We start from the raw sequence: 17248 nt of genomic DNA, 5'->3' as shown, positions 1-17248 counted from the left end.
TCCGCGCCCCTCTCCCGATCCCGTTATCCCGGGACCGGGCCTTCGGCCGCGCGACCGTCCGGCGGGCGGGCGGCCGCGGACGATGCCGCGCCGCGCTCCGCGAGGTACCGGCGCGAGAGTTTGACGTAGGCGGGGCCGGCGCGCGCGATCCACTCCGCCGCGACGCCCTCGAGCGGCTTGCGGACCTGGCACGGTGATCCGGCCGCCACGGTGCGCGGCGGGATTTTGGTCCCGTCGGTCACCACGCTGCCGGCGCCGACGACCGCTTCCGCGCCGACCACCGCCTCGTGCAGGATCACGGCGTTCATGCCGACGAGCGCGCCGTGTTCGATCGTGCAGCCCTCGAGCACGGCGCCGTGGCCGATCGTGACGCCGTCGCCGACGACCGTCGGGATCCGATCGGTCGTGTGCAGCACGGCGTTGTCCTGCACGCTGGTCCGCGCGCCGATCTCGATCCGGCCGACGTCGCCCCGCAGCACCGCGCCGAACCAGACGCTCGATTCCTCGCCGATCGTCACGTCGCCGATGATCGTCGCCGTGGGGGCGATGAACGCGCTCGGCGCGATGCGGGGCGTGCGGTCGCCGAAGGGCAGGATCATCGGGGCTCCTCCTCGGTCATCGAGACCCGGCACCGTACGGTGCTGCGGGCGTGCGGGGCTACGGGCCCGCTCGACTGCCGGTTCGTGACCGGCCCGCGCCCGGCCTGCGGCCCCCGGGGGGCGGAGGAGACGGCGTGAGGGTAGGCGAAAGCGACCGCGCGATGGAGCTCGCCCTGGATATCCCCGAGGCATTCAACGTCACGACGGCCTTCATCGACCATCATCTCGAGGAAGGCCGCGACCGGGCGGTGGCGATTCTCGCCGGCGACCGCCGGATCTCGTACGGGGATCTTGCGGCGCAGGTTGGCCGGGCCGGCAACGGCTTGCGCGGGCTGGGGGTGCGGCCCGAGGAGCGGGTGTTCCTGCTGGTCCTCGACGGTCCCGAGTTTGCCGCGCTGTTCTGGGGCGCGATTCGCCTGGGCGCGGTACCGGTCCCGACGAACACCGCGCTGCGGCCCCACGACTACGCGTACATGCTTCGCGACAGCCGCGCGCGCGTGCTGGCGGTGAGCGAGAGCCTGTTCCCGCTCGTCGAGCCCGTCCTCTCCGGCGCATCCGACCTCCGCCACGTCGTCGTCGTCGAGGACGGCGGGGCCGCGCCCGGGAGCGCGGCGGCCGTGGACCCGCCGGCCGGGGGCCGGTTCGCGCGGCACCGGTTCAGCGATCTGCTCGCGGCGGCCGAGCCCACGCTGGCGCCGGCGCCGACCCACCGCGACGAGCCGGCCTTCTGGCTGTGGAGCAGCGGCAGCACGGGCGCGCCGAAGGGGACGGTGCACCTGCACCACGACATGTTGTGGTGCGCCGAACTGTACGGGCGGGGCGTGCTCGGCATCGAACCTCGCGACGTCTGTCTGTCGATCGCCAAGCTGTACTTCGCCTACGGGCTCGGCAACGCGCTGTATTTCCCGATGCGGGTCGGCGCGGCGACCGTCCTGCACCCGGGGCGCTTCGATCCCGCCACGTATTTCGGCCTGATCGGGCGGTACCGGCCGACCCTGTTCTTCGGCGTGCCGACGGCCTACGCGGCGATGCTGGCCGCGGACGGTCCGTCCACACTCGACGGCGTGCGGCGGTGCGTGTCGGCGGGCGAACCCCTTCCGGCGGCGATCTTTGCGCGGTGGAAAGAGCGATTCGGGGTGGAGATCCTCGACGGCATCGGCTCGACCGAGGCGCTGCACATCTACATCAGCAACCGGCCGGGGCGCGTGCGCCCGGGCAGCAGCGGCGAGGTCGTGCCGGGGTATCGGGTCCGGATCGTGGACGAGGCCGGCGGCGATCTGCCGGCCGGCGACATCGGCGACCTGCTCGTGAGCGGCGACAGCATCGCGGCCTATTATTGGAACAAACACGCGCAGACCCGGCATGCCTTCGCCGGCGAATGGTTCCGCAGCGGCGACAAGTACTACCGGGACGACGACGGCTATTTCTGGTACTGCGGCCGCTCGGACGACATGCTGAAGGCCGGGGGACAGTGGGTCTCTCCCGCCGAGGTGGAAGCGACCCTGATCCAACACCCCGCGGTGCTCGAGTGCGGGGTCGTGGGATGCGCGGACACAGACGAGTTGGTGAAGCCGTTTGCGTTCGTCGTCCTCAAGACCGGCTACACCGGGTCGGAGGCGCTGGCGCGCGAGATCCAGGCATTCGTGCGCGACAAGATCGCCGCGTTCAAGTACCCGCGGTGGATCGAGTTCCTGCCGGAGCTGCCCAAGACCGCGACCGGGAAGATTCAGCGGTTTCGCCTGCGCGAGCGCCTGACCCGGTCCGCGACCTCGGCGCCGTCTTAGGCTGCCCCCGCGCAAAGCGCGGGGCCGTCCGGCGCGCGGCCGCCCAACTGGAGGGATCCTTAATGGGAGAGATGATCAGCCTGGAACGGGAGGGCGCCGTCGGAGTCATCTCGCTGCACCGGGCGCCGGCCAACGCCTACAACCCTCAGTTCGCGGAGGAATTCCGGACCGCCGTGGACGGCGCGCGCGACGACCCCGCGATTCGGACGGTCATCGTGAGGAGTACCCTGCCGAAGTTCTTCTCCGCGGGGGCGGACGTGAAGTGGTTCGCCTCGTCGAGCCTCGACGACAAAGTCATGTTCATCACGCACATGCACGAAGTGCTGCGCCGCGTCGAAACGACGTCCAAGGTCTTCATCGCCACGATCGGGGGGCACTGCCTCGGCGGCGGGATGGAGATCGCGCTCGCCTGCGACCTGCGGTTTGCCGCGGCGGGTACGTACGGGCTCGGCCAGCCGGAGATCACGCTCGGCATCATTCCCGGCAACGGCGGCACGCAGCGCCTGCCGCGTCTGATCGGCAAGAGCCGCGCCCTCGACCTCATGATCACCGGGCGGGCGGTCTCGCCGGACGAGGCGCTCGCCCTCGGCCTCGTCGACCGCGTGTTCCCCGGCGAGGACCTCTTTGCGAAGACCGCCGAGTACGCGGCCACACTGGCGCGCAGCGCCACGGTGGCGGTCGGGCTGATCAAGCTCGCGGTCAACCGGGGCCTCGAGATGGCGCTCGACGACGCGCTGGCCTACGAGCGGGAGGCCTTGTTCCGATCCTTCATCACCGAGGACGGCGTCGAAGGGGTGCGCGCGTTCTCGGAGAAGCGCCCGGCGGAATTCAAGGGCCGCTAGGGCCGCTAGGGCCGCAGGAACCGGTATTCCGCGACGTCGCAGACCGGCTCGTAGCCGATGCGGCGGTAGATCCGGTTGGACGTCGGGTTCGCGAGGTCGGTGAACAGCATGCAGAACCGCCGGCCGCGCGCGAGCATGAGGCGGCTCAGTTCGGCGACGCACGCGGTGCCGTACCCGCGATTGCGGTGTTCGGGCGGCGTATACACGGGACCAATCCGGATCCCGTGCCGGGTGGGGCCGGCGTAGCCCGCGAGGCAGCGCGGCCCGCCGTCGTGCCACAGCACCAGTCCCTCCGTCGGGCTTCCCAGGCGGCTGTCGACGACGCTCTCGGCTTCGTTCGGCGGCCGCCGGTCGTCGCCGAAGGCCTCCGCGGCGAACGCGGACAGCCACTCGAGAAGCAGCGCCCGCTCGGCCTCCTCCGCACGGCGGTGGTGGCCGCCGACCGCGGGGACCGGCCGTACCTCATCGAGACGGTGGATCCGCTCGCGCACGACAGGCCGCGCCGGCTCGCCGGTCAGACGCTCCCAAACCTCGACGAACTCCGCGGCGATGAGATCGGGACCGTGCACGCCGGGCGGGAGGGGGCGCACGGTTCGAACGTCTTCGGCGATGCAGCGCACGGCGTCGGCGGACGCCGTGTGCGAGAGCACGAGCCGCCAGGGCGGGGTCATCATCGCGGCCGCGGCGATCTCGCCGCCGTGCACGGCGGTCGCAAGATAGACGCCGGCGGCGGCGCCCGGGCCCGCTCCGCGCCCCGCGCGGACGCCCCGCGCGGCGAGCCGGGCCGGGATCCCGAGCAGCAGGTTGTGGCCCGCTTCGTCCCGGAGGAGAAACGGCTCGGCGGCATCGAGAAACGCCTGCGGCGTGCCGTAGCGGACGGCGTTCACGACCGCGCGGCTCCGTTGCCGCGGGCGCGCGCCGCGCCCCGGCGCAGCCCGTCCTCCAGGTCCAACGCGCGGGCCACGAACCGGCCCGCCCGCGGCGCGAGCATGGCGTGGGTGCGGCGGAACAGCGCGGCGGCGTCGCGGTCCGGCCGGCGCCGGGGCAAGAGATCGTCCGGAAGGCCCGGATCGACGAACAGAAACTTGCGGTACTCGTGCACGAGCGCGATCTGCTCGGCGAAGCACGCCGCGTCCGAGATCGTTCCGCGTCGAAGCCGGCGGCGGAGCGCGGCCGCCCGCGGCCGCATGAGCCTGACAAACCGGCGGTACCGGGCGGCGATGGCCGCGAGGTCCCAGCACCGCTCGGCCAGCGCGCGGTCGTCGGCCGGCCCGAGATGGGTCGCCTCGAACAGGGCGACGCCGCCGTCGAGGCCGCGCGCGTCGCTCAACTGGCGCAGCACGGTCCCCAGGTCGCGCGTCGTGACCCAGGTGCTGCGGGAGAGCGGCCCGAGCCCCAGCCAGACGAGCTCGCGCCGCAGCCGGTCGCGGACGGCCCGCCGCCCCTCGGGAATGGTGTAGGTGAAAACGCGCCACCGGCCGTCCCAGGGCTCGGCCGCCGCCCGGTAGACCCGCCGCACGCCCTGCTCGAGGCGCAGGGCGCCCGAGGCCGTGAGCGCGTAGAACGCCCGCCGGCCGGTGTGCCGGTGATGCAGCCATCCCCGCTGTGTCATCCGCGAGAGGGCCGCGCGGACCGCGCGCGGCGACAGCCCGAGCGGGGCCATGAGCCGGATCAGGGCGGACGCGCCGACTTCGTTCCTGCGGGAACGGACGGCGTCGCCCCAGACGGTCACGAGGAGCGAGCGGGCGCTCGCGCGCCGGGTCATTGTGGTATAATGAGTATACACGCAAATGACGTCGTTCGTGTAAAAAACGTGGCATTTCTGCGCAGGCGTCCTCGACGAGGGGCACGCCGGCGCGCCACCCGGGAGGTCGGGCGATGGCCACGCCGGCCGACGATCAGGTCGTCGAGCGCATCCAGCAGGGGCACATCATCGAGAGTCCCGCGGAGATGAGCGACGACTACCGGCGCACGCTCATCCACATCCTCACCGTGTCCGCCGACACGGAGATGATCAGCGCGCCCAGCTACTACACCGCGGCCAAGAACTCGCCGTCGATGAACAACCTCATCTCGGCGCTCGCCATCATCCAGGACGAGTTGAGCCACGCCCACATCGGGTACCGGATTCTGCAGGATCTGGGCGTGGACACCGAGGCCTTGATCTACGACCGCGCGCCGACGTCCTTCAAGCACCCCTACGCGTTCGACGTGCCGCTGCGCTCGTGGGTCGAACTCATCGTCGCGAACGCGTTCTACGATCGCGCGGGGTTCGTGCTGCTCGGCGACGTCTACCGGAACTGCAGTTACGGACCGTGGCGGCGCGCGCTCGCCAAGGTGGACAAGGAGGAAAATTTCCACCTGCGCCACGGCGAAAACGGCATGCGGCGGCTCGCCGGGGGCGGCGCGCGCGGCGAGGTGCAGCGGGCGATCGACTGGATGTTTCCCATGACCGTCGAGTGGTTCGGGCTGCCGGACACGTTGAAGACGCACGGCAAGCAGATCGCCTACAAGCTCAAGGGCAGCACCAACGACCAGCTGCGCCAGCAATGGCTGCGCACCGCGGTGCCGCTGTGCGAGAGTCTCGGCTTCGTGGTACCCGCGCACCACGACACCCCGTCGGACACATACGTGCTTGATTACCCGCTGCCGGTGGACTTCGACGAGGAGGAGCGCCGGTGGCTCATGGACCGGCCGATCACGTGGGACCAGGTCCTGGTCCGGTGGAAGCGGCGCGGGCCGGGCAACGCGATGTTCATCGAGATGCTGCAGCGCGGCCGTCGGGAGATGCGCATGCTGGCGGGCACCCACTGATGATCGTCACGGAGGCGCAGGTCATGACGGCGCTGCGCGACGTCGCCGACCCCGAGTGGCCGGTCAGCATCGTCGACATGGGCCTCGTCTGCGGCATTGCGATCGCGGACGGCGTCGTCCGGGTGACGCTCACCTTCACGTCGACAGCCTGCCCGTGCATGGACATGATCCGGGACGACATCCGGGGCCGTCTCCGCCGGCTGCCCGGCGTGCGCGACGTCGTGTTCGCGACGACGTGGGATCCCGTGTGGACGAAGGAGCGGCTCAGCGACGCGGCCCGCGCGCAGTTCCGGCGCTGGGGCGTCGCGGTCTAGGCTCAGGCCGGAAGGAGCCACGATGCAGCCCATCGGCGAAGAGCCCGTCTACGAGGTGTTTGCGCGGCGGGTGGAGGGCGAGCCCCTCCGCCACGTCGGGTCCATCGCGGCGCCCGGCGACGCGCTGGCCCGCGTCTACGCGCGCAGCATCTACGACGAGGAGTCCTGGCTCGAAATGTACGTCGTCCCCCGCCGCGCGATCATCGCCGTAGAGGACGTCCGCGGCGAGGCGGTCGACGCGCATGCCTGAGCTCCTCGACCGGCCCTCGGCGCTGCCGGCGGCGTCCGTCGCGCCGCTCGTCGGCCTGGTGGTCGCGCTCGCCGATAACAAGCACGCCCTCGGCCTCCGGTACGCGGAGTGGTGCAGCAGCGGCCCCACCATCGAAGCCGGCGTGGCGGCCACCGCGATGGCCCAGGACGAGCTCGGCCATGCCCGGGTCCTGTACGGCCTGCTCGAGGAACTGCCGGGCGCGCCGCGGCGATCCGAGCACGAATGGTCCGCCGCCGATGCGCGGACGGTCGAGTGTGTGAACGCGGCGTTTCCCAGCTGGCCGCACTTGATCGTCGCCAACCTGACGCTCGATCGCGCGCTGGCGCTGGTGCTGGACACCGCCCTCGACTCCCGGTACCTTCCGCTCCGCCAGCGGGCCCGAAAGATCATCGAAGAAGAGCGTTACCACGCGATCCACGGCCAGAGCTGGCTCGGGCAGCTCGCCGCCGAGGGTCCCGACGTCCGCGCGCGCCTCGCGGCCGCGCTCCGCGACGTGTGGGACGATGTCCTCTGCTGGTTCGGGCCGAAGGACGGGGGCGCGCTGCGCCCGCTCGTCGAGGCGGGCGTGCTCACCGGCGCGGGCGAGGAGGTCCGCGCCCGCTTCCTCGGCTATCTCGGACCGGTCCTGGCGGCCGCGGGGGTCGAGGCGGCGCTTGGCCGGGCGGGCGAGGGCTGGGCGCCGGCCGCGCCGCTGCCGTGGGATCGATGGGACGAACACGTGCGGAGGATGCGCCGGTGACCGGGGACGCCGCGGGGCCCGCCATGCCGGCGTGTCCCTTCTGCGGATCGGGCGAGACGGAACTGCTGAGCCTCTTCGGCTCGTCGGCACTCACGTCGCAGTACTACTGCCGCGGCTGCCGCAGCGCGTTCGAGCAGGTGAAGTGGGGCACCGAGCCGCCGGCCGCCGTCCCCCCGCCTCCGCCCCCCCGGCCTGCCCCCGCCCCCCGGCGGGGGCGGGGGTGAGCCGACGTTTCGAGGGGGTTTCGCACCGTGCCGAAAGTCATGCCGCTTCGCGAGGCGGTCGCGCGCCATGTGCCCGACGGCGCGATCATCGCCATGGGCACCGGCCTCGAATCGTGCATTCCGTTCGCGGCCGGGCACGAGCTCATCCGGCAGGGCCGGCGTGAGCTGACGCTCGTCGGACCGATTTCGGACATTCTCTTCGACCAGTTGATCGGGGCCGGCTGTGTCGCGCGCGTCATCGCGGCCTGGGTGGGGAACGTCGGCGCCGGGATCGCCTACAACTTCCGGCGCGCCGTCGAGGAGGGCGTGCCGGGGCCGCTCGCGGTCGAAGACCACACCAACATGACGGTCGCCCTGGCGCTCGACGCGGCCGCCCGCGGCGTGCCCTACCTGCCGTCGCGGACCGCGCTGGGCAGCGACATTCTGCGCGGCCACCGCCGCCTCAGGGAGATCACCTGTCCATTCACGGGCGATCGCCTGCTGGGCGTGGGCGCCCTCGAACTCGATCTTGCGATTCTGCACGTCCAGCGGTGCGACGCCGACGGCAACGCACACCTGTGGGGCAACCTCGGCGTGACCCTCGAGGCGGCGCGGGCGGCGCGCCGCGTTCTGCTCACCTGCGAGGAACTGGTCGAGGCGGCCGTCATCCGCAGTGATCCCAACCGGACGCTCATCCCCGGCTTTCTCGTGAGCGCGGTCTCGGTCGTGCCGTGCGGATCGCATCCTTCGCCCGCGCAGGGGTACGTGAACCGCGACGACCGGTTTTACGACGAGTATCACGCCGAGACGCGCACGCGCGAGGGGTTCCTTGGGTGGCTCGAGCGCATGGTGACCGGCGTGCGGGACCACGACGCGTACCTCGCGCGGCTCGGCGCATCGCGCGTCGAGGGGCTGCGTCCGCGGACGGCGCGCCTCGCGGCACCGGTGAACTACGGTCTCTGACATGCGCGCCCGCAAGACGGGCCATCCGGCCGCGTCCCGGGTCACGCCGACGGCGCGGCAGGTCATGGTCGTGGCGGCGGCCCGGGAGATTCGCGACGGCGAAGTCGTCTTCGTGGGGATGCGCCTGCCGCTGCTCGGGTTCGCGCTGGCCAAGGCCACACACGCCCCCCGCGCCGTCGGCCTGTTCGAGAACGGGGTCGTCCGCGATACCCCCCCGGCGGGGGCCCTCATCACGATGGGCGATCCACCCAACATCGTGGGGGCGGTGATGTGCACGACGCTGCTCGAGGTGATGGGGCACCTCGCGCGCGGGCGCGTGGACGTCGGCTTCCTCGGCGGCGCCCAGGTGGACCGGTTCGGCAACCTCAATACGACCTGGGTCGAGGAGCGCGGCCGGCGTGTGCGCCTGCCGGGGAGCGGCGGCGCGGCCGATATCGCCGCGCTCTCGCGCCGCACGGTCGTGATCATGCAGCACGAACGCCGGCGGTTTCCGGAGCGCGTCGGGTACCTCACGTCACCCGGGTACGGCGGCGGCGGGGGGTGGCGCGAAGAGGTGGGGCTCGCCCGCGGCGGTCCGGCCAGGGTGATCACGAGTCTCGCCGTGCTGGGGTTCGCCTCCGGGTCGCACGAAATGGTCCTGGAAAGCGTGCATCCCGGTGTGACCGTTGAGGACGTGCGGGCGCAGACGGGCTGGGATCTCGCGGTGGCGCCCCGCCTCGAAACGACGCCGGCGCCGACCGCGGAGGAACTGGCGGTTCTGCGGCGGTTCGATCCGGCCGGGACGTGGACGGGATAACGGGTAGAGGAGGGACGGGAATGCCTGACGCAACGGCGCAGCAGGTGACGACCTACCGCAACTTCATCGCGGGAGAATGGCGGGATTCGGAGGGCGGACTCTTCGAGGTGCGCAGCCCCGCCAACGGAGAACTGCTCTATCGCGCCCAGCGCTCGGCCGTGGACGACGCCCACGCCGCGGTGCGGGCGGCGCGCGCGGCGTTCGAGACCACCGAGTGGCGCGAGGACCCGAACGCGAGGACCGCGGCGCTGTTCAAGTTCTCGGACGCCGTCCGCGGGCGGCATCAGGAGCTGGCGACGCTGCTGACCCGCGAAAGCGGCAAGCCCTTCCCGATCAGCCGGGGCGAGGCGCTGCGTCTTGGGGAGACGACCAGTTACTACGCCGGGCTGACGCGCTGGATCTTCGGCCGCTCCCAGGTGCCGCAGCCGAACAGCATCAGCATGATCATGCGCGAGCCGGTGGGCGTGGTGACGATCATCGTGCCGTGGAACGCGCCGCTGGCGCTGCTGGCGCGCGCGATCGCCCCCGCGCTGGCGGCCGGCAACGCGGTGGTCGTCAAGCCGGCCAGCTACACGGCCGGCTCGACCGTCGAGCTCGGCCGGATCATCGAAGGGATCGACGAATTTCCGAAGGGCATCGTCAACATCATCACCGGCCCGGGCGACCCGGTCGGCGCCGAGCTGGCCCGGCACGACGACGTGGACATGGTGTCGTTCACCGGCGACACGTCCACCGGCCGCGAGATCATGCGCCTCGCCGCCGGCAACCTGAAGAAGGTGTCGCTGGAACTCGGCGGCAAGTCGCCGACCATCGTGTTCGCGGACGCCAACTTCGAGCGGGCGATCCGCGGGGCGATCAACGCGGCGTCGTTTTACAACGCCGGACAGATCTGCATCGCGGGCACGCGCGTGCTGGTCGAAGAGAGCGTGCACGAGCAGTTCGTGAGCCGGATCCAGGAGATGGTCCCCAAGATGAAGGTCGGGCCCGGCTGGGAGAAGGGCGTCGAGGTCGGCCCGGTGATCTCGGCCTCACAGCTCGAGAAGATCACAGGGTACATCGAGCTCGGCAAGAAGGAAGCGCGGCTGCTGGTGGGCGGGCACCGGCTCACCGACGGCGACCTGGCGAAGGGCTATTTCGTCGCCCCGACGGTCTTCGACGAGATGTCGCCGGACGCGCGCATTGCCCAGGAAGAGATCTTCGGGCCGGTCATGGGCATCACGACGTTCAAGGATCTGGACGACGCGATCCGGATCGCGAACAACACCCGCTACGGGCTCGTCGCCGCCGTCTGGACCCGCGATATCAACAAGGCGCTCCGGATCGCCACACGCGTCCGGGCCGGGTCGGTCTGGGTGAACACCTTCGGCAAGATGTACCAGTCCACCGAGATGGGCGGCTTCAAGCAGTCCGGGGTAGGACGGCAGTACGGGCTCGAGGGGCTGTTCGAGTACACGGAGCTGAAGCACGTGAACATCCAGATCGAGAAGTAGGCCGCTGCGCGTCACGGCGGCGGTCCCCGGGGGCCGCCGCCGTTTGCCGCGTAAAGAAACGGTAAAGAATGACCGGGGTCAATTGCGTGGCGGCGGCCCGTCACACTCGCCGCGGGCCGCTCGGCCCTGCGTTGGACCCACGCTGCGATTAGGACATTATTTGTGCAGGTCTCAGTAAAGGGCTTCCAGTTGGCGAATCGTGGATCTCGCCGATGCCGCATCGGCCCTGCCGCGCGGGATGCGTCTGAGCAACGCCGGCACGGCCTCACGGATGCCGATCGGGAGCGCCGCGATCATCGCGACCAGCATGGCCGCACCGAGCCGGTCGATACCGGCGGATCCTCCTTGCCCAAGAACTCGATCGCGCCGACCGTCCCCAGGGGCAGCCGGTCGATGGCTTCGTAGAAGATCGCAATCCACGCCTCGCCCGTTCCGCTTCGACGCCTGCCGCTGCCGGGTGACTAACCGGAGATCTCCAACCGGCTCCGTCGATTCGGTCAGTAGGGTGCCTCAATCGGTTGTTACGATGTTGACTGCTGCAGTACCCAGCCGTTTCCATCGGGATCAGAAAATGTGGCTTCGCGTGCCCACGGCTGATCCTTGACTGCGGAAATCTCAAGCCCGCGTTTCTTGAGTTCAGCGTGTGCCTTGCCGATATCGTGGGTGGTAAGCACAAGACCTTGCACGCCGCCGGGTTCCATTTGTGGAAACCACGTGACCAGTACGATCTCTGTTTCAACTCCTGGCAAGGCCAATCGAATCCACAGGGTATCTGGCGTTCCGAATGGCATCTCTTGGACCACTTTACAGCCCAGGACGTTTGTATAAAACGACTTCGCTACTTGCTGATCCCTTACGGGAATTGATATCAAGGCAATTTTGTCGAACATGCTTCGCTCCCCCCTTTCGTCACACTGGGAAATAGCACATTATCTGTTCCTGAACGCCTTCAGGCCGGACGGCGGCGGCGCCGGTAGAGCTTCCGGGTGAGGAAGATCTGGCCGATGTGATAGGCGTCGTGGGCCGCTTCCCCGAGGAGCAGCTGCGTCGCCGAGTAGCGCGGTCCGCCCCGCGTTTCGTAGGCCTCGGCCGGAAGCGCGAGCACGTCGCGCCGCAGATCGCGGTGGAGGCGCTCGAGCCCGGCGATCGCGCGCCTGAGGCCGGCGGCCGTGCGTCCCGCCGGCGGCCACGCCTGGTTGGTCTGCCGGCTCCGTCCGCGGATCCGCTCCCGCACGTAGCGCTTCCAGTAGGCGACGTGATTGATCTGTTCCCACACCGAGTGCAGGCCCGGGCCCGGTTTCCAGACGGCTTCGGGAAGCGAGAGGCGGCGCAGCGCCAGCCGCAACCCCTTGTGACCCCAGTTCCGTGTCCCGAAGGTGTCGTCCCGAAACCGGACGATGTCGCCTCGTGCCATCGGCCCGGCGCCGGGCGTTCGCGCGGCGTGGTCTCCGTGTGTCGGCGCTGCCATGAGAAGACGCTCCTCCTCCGAAAGAACTCCTCTTCGACGCGGCCGAACGCCGTGCGCTAGAGGTCGTGGCGGGGCACGAGCACGCGGCTCCGCCGCACGTCCCACACCCCGCGGTAGGTGACGCGCAGATCCGGCAGCGAGTCCAGCGGCAGGAACAGGAGCGTGTAGTGCGGGTCCGCGTGCGGGTACCCGCGCGCGCGGAGGAAGGCGTACAGGGCCGCCGCCCGTTCGGCGATGACGGGGAAGCGGTCCGCCGCCATGATGCCGCCGATCGGCAGCGGCACTTCGAGCACGATCCGGCCGTCCTCCGCGGCGACGATGCCGCCGCCCAGCGCCAGCACCCGGCGGGCCGCGAGGGCCATGTCGGCGGGCTGCCGGCCCAGCACGATGAGATGCGCCGTGACGTTGAACGTGGAGGCGAGCCCGCCGAGCCGGTCCACGAAGTTGCCGAGCACTCCCCGGACGATCCACCGCCCGCGCGGGTCCAACAGGGCGAGCCGGACGAGCGTCGCCGGGACCTCGAGCCGTCCGCCGCGCACCGGCATCGCGACGTCGTGCCGGCGCGTAATGACGCTGTTCTCGAGCACGATCGCCGGGAACGGAACGCTCCCGCCTCCGGCGCCCGCGGGGGCCGGCAGCTCGAACAAGTCGGGCGCCGGCTCCCAGGACAGCGAGAACCGCGCCGGCATGACGCCGGACCAATCGATCTCCGGCAGCGTCGCGAGGCAGACGCCGTCTTGGACCGCGATCCGGCCGTCGGCGAACACCGTCGAGGGGCGCGGCTCGCGCAGGTCGTCCAGCACGACGATATTGGCCCGGCGGCCCGGCGCGATCCCGCCGATATCCTCGTCCAACCCCACGTAGGCGGCGGGCGCGAGCGTCGCCATCTGGTAGGCGAGGATCGGCTCGATTCCCGCGCCGATGGCCTGGCGGATCACGTGGTCCAGATATCCCTCGCGGGCGATCGTCACCGCTTCCGGTCCATCGGCGGTCAGCATGAGCCGCCCCGAGCGCGCGCGCCCGGCGGTGACCGCTTCGGCCAGGGCCGGCACGTCCGGCCGGAGCGACGAGTGCCGCAGCATCGTGTACATCCCGGCGCGCAGCCGGTTCGTGATTTCCGCGGCCGTGATCGCCTCGTGGTCGGATGACCATCCCGCCGCGGCGAGCGCCACGAGCCGGTCGTACGACGTCCCCGGGGCGTGCCCGTCCACGCGGCGTCCCGCCGCCAGCGCGGCGGCGATCTTTCCCAGCAGGTCCTCGTCGCCGTAGTAGACGGCCGGCCACCGGGTGACTTCGCCGGCGGTCCGCACCACGTCGAGCGCGAGCAGCGCGCGCACGCGCTCCAGCGAGAACCTCGACTCGTCCGGCAAGTGCGATGCCCCGTGGAGCCGGACGGCCCACACGAGGCGCACCGGCATCGCCGCCAGCGCTTCGAGGAGCGCCGGAATCCGCGGCGGCGGCGTCTGCAGCATGAACTGCATCGCGTCGGCCACCAGCGCCGTAGTACCCGTGCGGAGCACCTCGCGCGCAAACTCCACCGGCGTGGCCATCCCGGTGACGTGGGTGTGGGGGTCGATGTACCCGGGCGCCAGAATCTTCCCCGGATAGCGCAGCACCTGCGTGTCGGGCCCCACCATCGCGCGGCCCGGGCCGACGTACGCGATCCGGCCGCCCGCGATGGCGACGTTCGCCGGATAGAGCTCGCCGCTGTAGACGTTGAGGAGCGTCGCGCCGTCGAGGTAGGTCTCGGCCGGCCGGCGCCCCGCGGCGACGTCCAGGAGGAGCCGCATCTCCTCCAGCGTGCGGGTCGTGTGCCTCACGCCGGCCGTCCGATCGCGGCGCACATGGCCTCAGTCTACCACGCAACCCGGCCGCGGACGCCGGGAGAGGAAGCGGCGGCCCGCGACGGGGAAGGAAGAGAACAACCGCCCGATGGGGGTGCGTATGGCACAGACACAGGCGCCGTGGAAGCCGCTGCTCGCGGAGGTCATCGGCACGTTCACGCTGATCTTTGCCGGGGCGGGCGCGATCATCGCGAACGAGGTGACCCACGGCGGCGTCGGGCTGCTCGGCGTCGCGCTCGCGCACGGGCTCGCGATCGCGGTGATGGTCTCGGCGTTGGGGGTGATTTCCGGCGGGCACTTCAATCCCGCGGTGACGTGCGGCTTCGCCGTCTCCGGCCGCATGCCGCTCGGGATGGCGTTCGCATACCTGATTGCGCAGCTCCTCGGCGCGTGGCTCGGCGGCGCGGCGCTGCAGGCGGCGTATCCGCCCGCCGCCATCGCGGCCGCGCACTTCGGGACGCCGTCGCTCGCGACGGGGGTGTCGGCGGGCGCCGGCGTGCTGCTCGAGGCGATCGGGACGTTCTTCCTCGTCACCGTCGTGTTCGGCACCGTGGTGCATCCCGCGGCGCCGCGCATCGGCGGCCTCGCGATCGGACTCACGATCACGATGGACATTCTCGCCTTCGGGGCGCTCACCGGCGCGGCGGTGAATCCCGCCCGCGCCATCGGTCCGGCGCTCTGGTCCGGCGCCTGGGCCGATCAGTGGGTCTACTGGATCGGTCCGCTGCTCGGCGGGGCGGCGGCGGGCGCCCTGTACGGGGGAGCCTACCTCCCCGGCGCCGACTCGAGGTAGCGCAGCAACGTCCGGACGCCGTAGCCGGTGCCGCCCGGCGGCACGTACGGCGGTCCCTTGCGGTCCTCGGCGAACGCGGGGCCCGCGATGTCGAGGTGAGCCCACGGGGTCCCGCCGACAAACTCGCCCATGAAGGCCGCGGCGCGCTCCGCGCCGCCTTCGCGGCCGGCGGAGTTCTTAAGATCGCTGATCTCGCCGCGCATCGCCTCGGTGAATTCTTCGTACATCGGCAGCTGCCACAACTGCTCACCGGCGGCCCCGGCCGCCCGGAGCAGCCGGTCCGCGAGGGGCTGATCGTTGGTCATCAACCCGGCGGTGTGATCCCCCAGCGCGACCACGCACGACCCGGTGAGCGTGGCGAGGTCGATGATCTCGGCGGCGCCGTCGCGCACGGCGAAGGCCAGGGCATCCGCGAGCACCAGCCGGCCCTCGGCGTCGGTGTTGTTGATTTCCACCGTCTTGCCGCCGAGCCCGCGGACGATGTCGCCGGGACGCGTCGCGTGCCCGCTGATCATGTTTTCGGTCGCCGCGGCGATCCCGAGCACCCGCACCGGCACGGCCAGCTCCCGGAGCGCGCCCATCGCCGCCAGCACCGCCGCGGCGCCGGCCATATCGCTCTTCATCGTCGCCATTCCGCCGGCGGTCTTGATCGAAAGGCCGCCGCTGTCGAACGTGATGCCTTTGCCCGCCAGCGCCACGGTGCGCGCGGCCTGCGTCCCGGCCTGGGGCGGCCGGTAATCCAGGACGATGAACTTGGCCGGCTGCGAACTGGCGGCCGCCACCGCCGCGAACAGGCCCATTCCCATCTCCCGCGCCTCGTCGAGCTCGATGATCCGGCAGTCCAGCCCGTCACGCGACGCGATCTCCCGCGCGACCTGCGCGAGCGCGGCCGGCGTCACCACGTTCGCCGGCTCGTTCACGAGGTCGCGGGCGCGCGAGGTCGCCGCGACGGCGATGTCCGCCTGCCGCACCGCGCGCGCGGCCGCGGCAGCGTCGCCGCGGGCCAGCACCACCGCCTCGTCGGGCGCGCCGTTGTCCTGGCTGCGGTACCGGTCGAACCGGTAGGCGGCGAGGCCGGCCCCCTCCGCCGCGGCGCGGACCCGCTCGCCGGCCGAATCCGCCTCGCCCGTGCCCCGTGCGGTGTCTTCGAGCGGCACGGCGACGGCCACCCGGGCGGCGCGGAGGTCGCGGGCCGCCCGCACCGCGACGGCCGAGTACCGGCGGACGGCCTCGGGCCCGTGGTCGCGGCCGGTGCCGACGAGGAGCACCCGCCGGAAGGGCGAGTCGAGCGTGTGCAGGAGCAGCGTGCGGCCCCGCTTGCCGGTGAAGGCGTCGGCGCGGGCCGCCTCCCCCAACCTGCCGCCGAGGTGGCGGTCGACCGCCGCGGCGTCGCCGTCGAGCGTTCCGGGCTCGGGGACGGCGAGCGCGAGAAGGTCGCAGGGCGTGGCGTGGGGGAGCGTGTCGGCCGTCGTGACTCGCATTGGCGCCTCCCGGTGGCGGAATATGAGCCGCGACGGCCGGCAGGTCCCGCGCGCCGGCACGGCGGCGTTGTGCGCGGTGTTATTGTAGCAAACTGTTCAGTGGACCAGGGACGACACGAAGACGAACCGGATGCCCGCCTCGTCGAACTCCGGCAGCATCTCGCGCAGGACGCGCGCGGTCACCTTGCCGACGTGGCCGATGGCGATCGCCTGCCCGTGGGTTTGCGCCACCCGGATGAGGGCGTGGAATTGGCCCCGCACGTAGGTCTCGTCGTCCTGATTGTCGAGGAACACCGCCCGCACGGCGGTGGGCACGCCCATCGTCCGCGCCGTCTCGGCCGCCACGGACCGCGGCGACGTCAGGCTGTCGATGAAGAACACGCGGCGCGCCTTGACCACCCCGAGCACCGCGCGCATCACACGCGGATCCGCCGTCCCCCGGGAGCCCATGTGGTTGTTCGTCCCGACCGCGCCGGGGACCGACGCGAAGTCCGACGCCACGGTCTGCGCGATGGCATCATCGCTCATGTCCACGGTGATGCCGCCCGGTCCCAGAGCCAGCCCCGGGTTGTCCGGCTGTACCGGCAGATGGAGGATGACCTGCACCCCGCGGCGCGCCGCCTCCTCCGCGATCGGCGTGGAGAACGGCAGGCCCGGAAGCACCGAGATCGTGACCGGCCGCGGGAGCGCCATCACCTCGCGCGCGGTCTGCAGGCTGTACCCCGCGTCGTCGAAGATCACCGCCACCCGCGCACGCCCGGCGCCTCCAGGGGGGACGCCGCTTGGCGCGGGCGCGACGGCGGGGCTCTGGGAGTCTTCGGGATTCTCGCGCGGCGGCCGCGGCACG

General features: G+C 71.5%; 20 protein-coding genes. 11 read left to right on the top strand and 9 right to left on the bottom strand.

The window, feature by feature from the left end; genetic code table 11:
- Nucleotides 1-23: 23 nt before the first annotated feature.
- Nucleotides 24-599, bottom strand: a complete 576-nt coding sequence (locus tag VGZ23_04950; protein ID HEV2356944.1) for a gamma carbonic anhydrase family protein — start codon at nucleotides 597-599, stop codon at nucleotides 24-26.
- Between the two features lie 134 nt (nucleotides 600-733).
- On the opposite strand from VGZ23_04950, the gene VGZ23_04945 reads away from it, so the two are divergent.
- Nucleotides 734-2383, top strand: a complete 1650-nt coding sequence (locus VGZ23_04945; protein ID HEV2356943.1) for a benzoate-CoA ligase family protein — start codon at nucleotides 734-736, stop codon at nucleotides 2381-2383.
- A gap of 62 nt (nucleotides 2384-2445) precedes the next feature.
- Nucleotides 2446-3225, top strand: coding sequence for an enoyl-CoA hydratase/isomerase family protein (locus tag VGZ23_04940; protein ID HEV2356942.1), 780 nt, complete (start codon nucleotides 2446-2448; stop codon nucleotides 3223-3225).
- A gap of 5 nt (nucleotides 3226-3230) precedes the next feature.
- Here the strand turns inward: VGZ23_04940 and VGZ23_04935 are convergent, their stop codons facing one another.
- Together VGZ23_04935 and VGZ23_04930 are read right to left on the bottom strand one after the other, a co-directional pair.
- The gene (locus VGZ23_04935; GenBank protein ID HEV2356941.1) at nucleotides 3231-4112 is read right to left on the bottom strand and encodes a GNAT family N-acetyltransferase; all 882 of its coding nucleotides are present in this window, start codon (nucleotides 4110-4112) and stop codon (nucleotides 3231-3233) included.
- Nucleotides 4109-5011 (bottom strand): PaaX family transcriptional regulator C-terminal domain-containing protein, encoded by a 903-nt coding sequence (locus VGZ23_04930; protein HEV2356940.1) that lies wholly within the window; start codon nucleotides 5009-5011, stop codon nucleotides 4109-4111. Before VGZ23_04930 ends, VGZ23_04935 begins: the two co-directional genes overlap by 4 nt.
- A gap of 92 nt (nucleotides 5012-5103) precedes the next feature.
- Between VGZ23_04930 and VGZ23_04925 the strand changes: the two genes are divergently transcribed.
- The 8 genes from VGZ23_04925 to VGZ23_04890 are packed head-to-tail and all read left to right on the top strand — an operon-like array spanning nucleotide 5104 to nucleotide 10815.
- Complete coding sequence (locus VGZ23_04925) at nucleotides 5104-6039, top strand: Phenylacetic acid catabolic protein (protein HEV2356939.1); 936 nt, start codon at nucleotides 5104-5106, stop codon at nucleotides 6037-6039.
- Entirely contained in the window at nucleotides 6039-6353 is a 315-nt protein-coding gene (locus tag VGZ23_04920) for a metal-sulfur cluster assembly factor (protein HEV2356938.1), read from the top strand. The genes VGZ23_04925 and VGZ23_04920 overlap by 1 nt, the downstream gene beginning before the upstream one ends.
- A 22-nt stretch (nucleotides 6354-6375) precedes the next feature.
- A complete protein-coding gene (locus VGZ23_04915) occupies nucleotides 6376-6603 on the top strand; it encodes a hypothetical protein (protein HEV2356937.1) in 228 nt (75 codons plus the stop codon).
- Nucleotides 6596-7363: a Phenylacetic acid catabolic protein gene (locus tag VGZ23_04910; protein HEV2356936.1), complete on the top strand. Its 768-nt coding sequence runs from the start codon at nucleotides 6596-6598 to the stop codon at nucleotides 7361-7363. The genes VGZ23_04915 and VGZ23_04910 overlap by 8 nt, the downstream gene beginning before the upstream one ends.
- The gene (locus tag VGZ23_04905) at nucleotides 7360-7587 is read left to right on the top strand and encodes a hypothetical protein (protein HEV2356935.1); all 228 of its coding nucleotides are present in this window, start codon (nucleotides 7360-7362) and stop codon (nucleotides 7585-7587) included. Before VGZ23_04910 ends, VGZ23_04905 begins: the two co-directional genes overlap by 4 nt.
- Before the next feature lie 27 nt (nucleotides 7588-7614).
- Complete coding sequence (locus VGZ23_04900) at nucleotides 7615-8529, top strand: CoA-transferase (protein HEV2356934.1); 915 nt, start codon at nucleotides 7615-7617, stop codon at nucleotides 8527-8529.
- Between the two features lies 1 nt (nucleotide 8530).
- A complete protein-coding gene (locus VGZ23_04895) occupies nucleotides 8531-9325 on the top strand; it encodes a CoA-transferase (GenBank protein ID HEV2356933.1) in 795 nt (264 codons plus the stop codon).
- Between the two features lie 20 nt (nucleotides 9326-9345).
- On the top strand, nucleotides 9346-10815 hold the full coding sequence (locus VGZ23_04890) for an aldehyde dehydrogenase family protein (protein ID HEV2356932.1): 1470 nt from the start codon (nucleotides 9346-9348) through the stop codon (nucleotides 10813-10815).
- Nucleotides 10816-10986: 171 nt separating this feature from the next.
- Here the strand turns inward: VGZ23_04890 and VGZ23_04885 are convergent, their stop codons facing one another.
- The 4 genes from VGZ23_04885 to VGZ23_04870 all read right to left on the bottom strand — a co-directional run bounded on the left by VGZ23_04885 (nucleotide 10987) and on the right by VGZ23_04870 (nucleotide 14103).
- Nucleotides 10987-11124, bottom strand: coding sequence for a hypothetical protein (locus VGZ23_04885; GenBank protein HEV2356931.1), 138 nt, complete (start codon nucleotides 11122-11124; stop codon nucleotides 10987-10989).
- A gap of 212 nt (nucleotides 11125-11336) precedes the next feature.
- Nucleotides 11337-11705, bottom strand: coding sequence for a VOC family protein (locus tag VGZ23_04880; GenBank protein HEV2356930.1), 369 nt, complete (start codon nucleotides 11703-11705; stop codon nucleotides 11337-11339).
- A 59-nt stretch (nucleotides 11706-11764) separates the two neighbouring features.
- Nucleotides 11765-12283 (bottom strand): DinB family protein, encoded by a 519-nt coding sequence (locus VGZ23_04875; GenBank protein ID HEV2356929.1) that lies wholly within the window; start codon nucleotides 12281-12283, stop codon nucleotides 11765-11767.
- 56 nt (nucleotides 12284-12339) lie between these two features.
- Nucleotides 12340-14103: an adenine deaminase C-terminal domain-containing protein gene (locus tag VGZ23_04870; protein ID HEV2356928.1), complete on the bottom strand. Its 1764-nt coding sequence runs from the start codon at nucleotides 14101-14103 to the stop codon at nucleotides 12340-12342.
- A 124-nt stretch (nucleotides 14104-14227) separates the two neighbouring features.
- Between VGZ23_04870 and VGZ23_04865 the strand changes: the two genes are divergently transcribed.
- Nucleotides 14228-14920 carry an aquaporin gene (locus tag VGZ23_04865; GenBank protein HEV2356927.1) on the top strand — a complete coding sequence of 231 codons (693 nt, stop codon included), beginning with the start codon at nucleotides 14228-14230 and terminating at the stop codon, nucleotides 14918-14920.
- On the opposite strand, the gene VGZ23_04860 is transcribed toward VGZ23_04865, so the two are convergent.
- A complete protein-coding gene (locus VGZ23_04860) occupies nucleotides 14893-16401 on the bottom strand; it encodes a leucyl aminopeptidase (protein ID HEV2356926.1) in 1509 nt (502 codons plus the stop codon). The two genes, VGZ23_04865 and VGZ23_04860, sit on opposite strands and share 28 nt — an antisense overlap.
- 96 nt (nucleotides 16402-16497) lie before the next feature.
- Nucleotides 16498-17248, bottom strand: a 751-nt coding sequence (locus tag VGZ23_04855; protein ID HEV2356925.1) for a divergent polysaccharide deacetylase family protein, incomplete at its 5' end; no start/stop codon positions are given.

It is taken from the genome of bacterium (assembly GCA_035945995.1).
Taxonomy (GTDB): domain Bacteria; phylum Sysuimicrobiota; class Sysuimicrobiia; order Sysuimicrobiales; family Segetimicrobiaceae; genus DASSJF01.
Note: the sequence above shows the minus strand (reverse complement) of the source record. Positions and strands in the feature narration are given on the sequence as shown.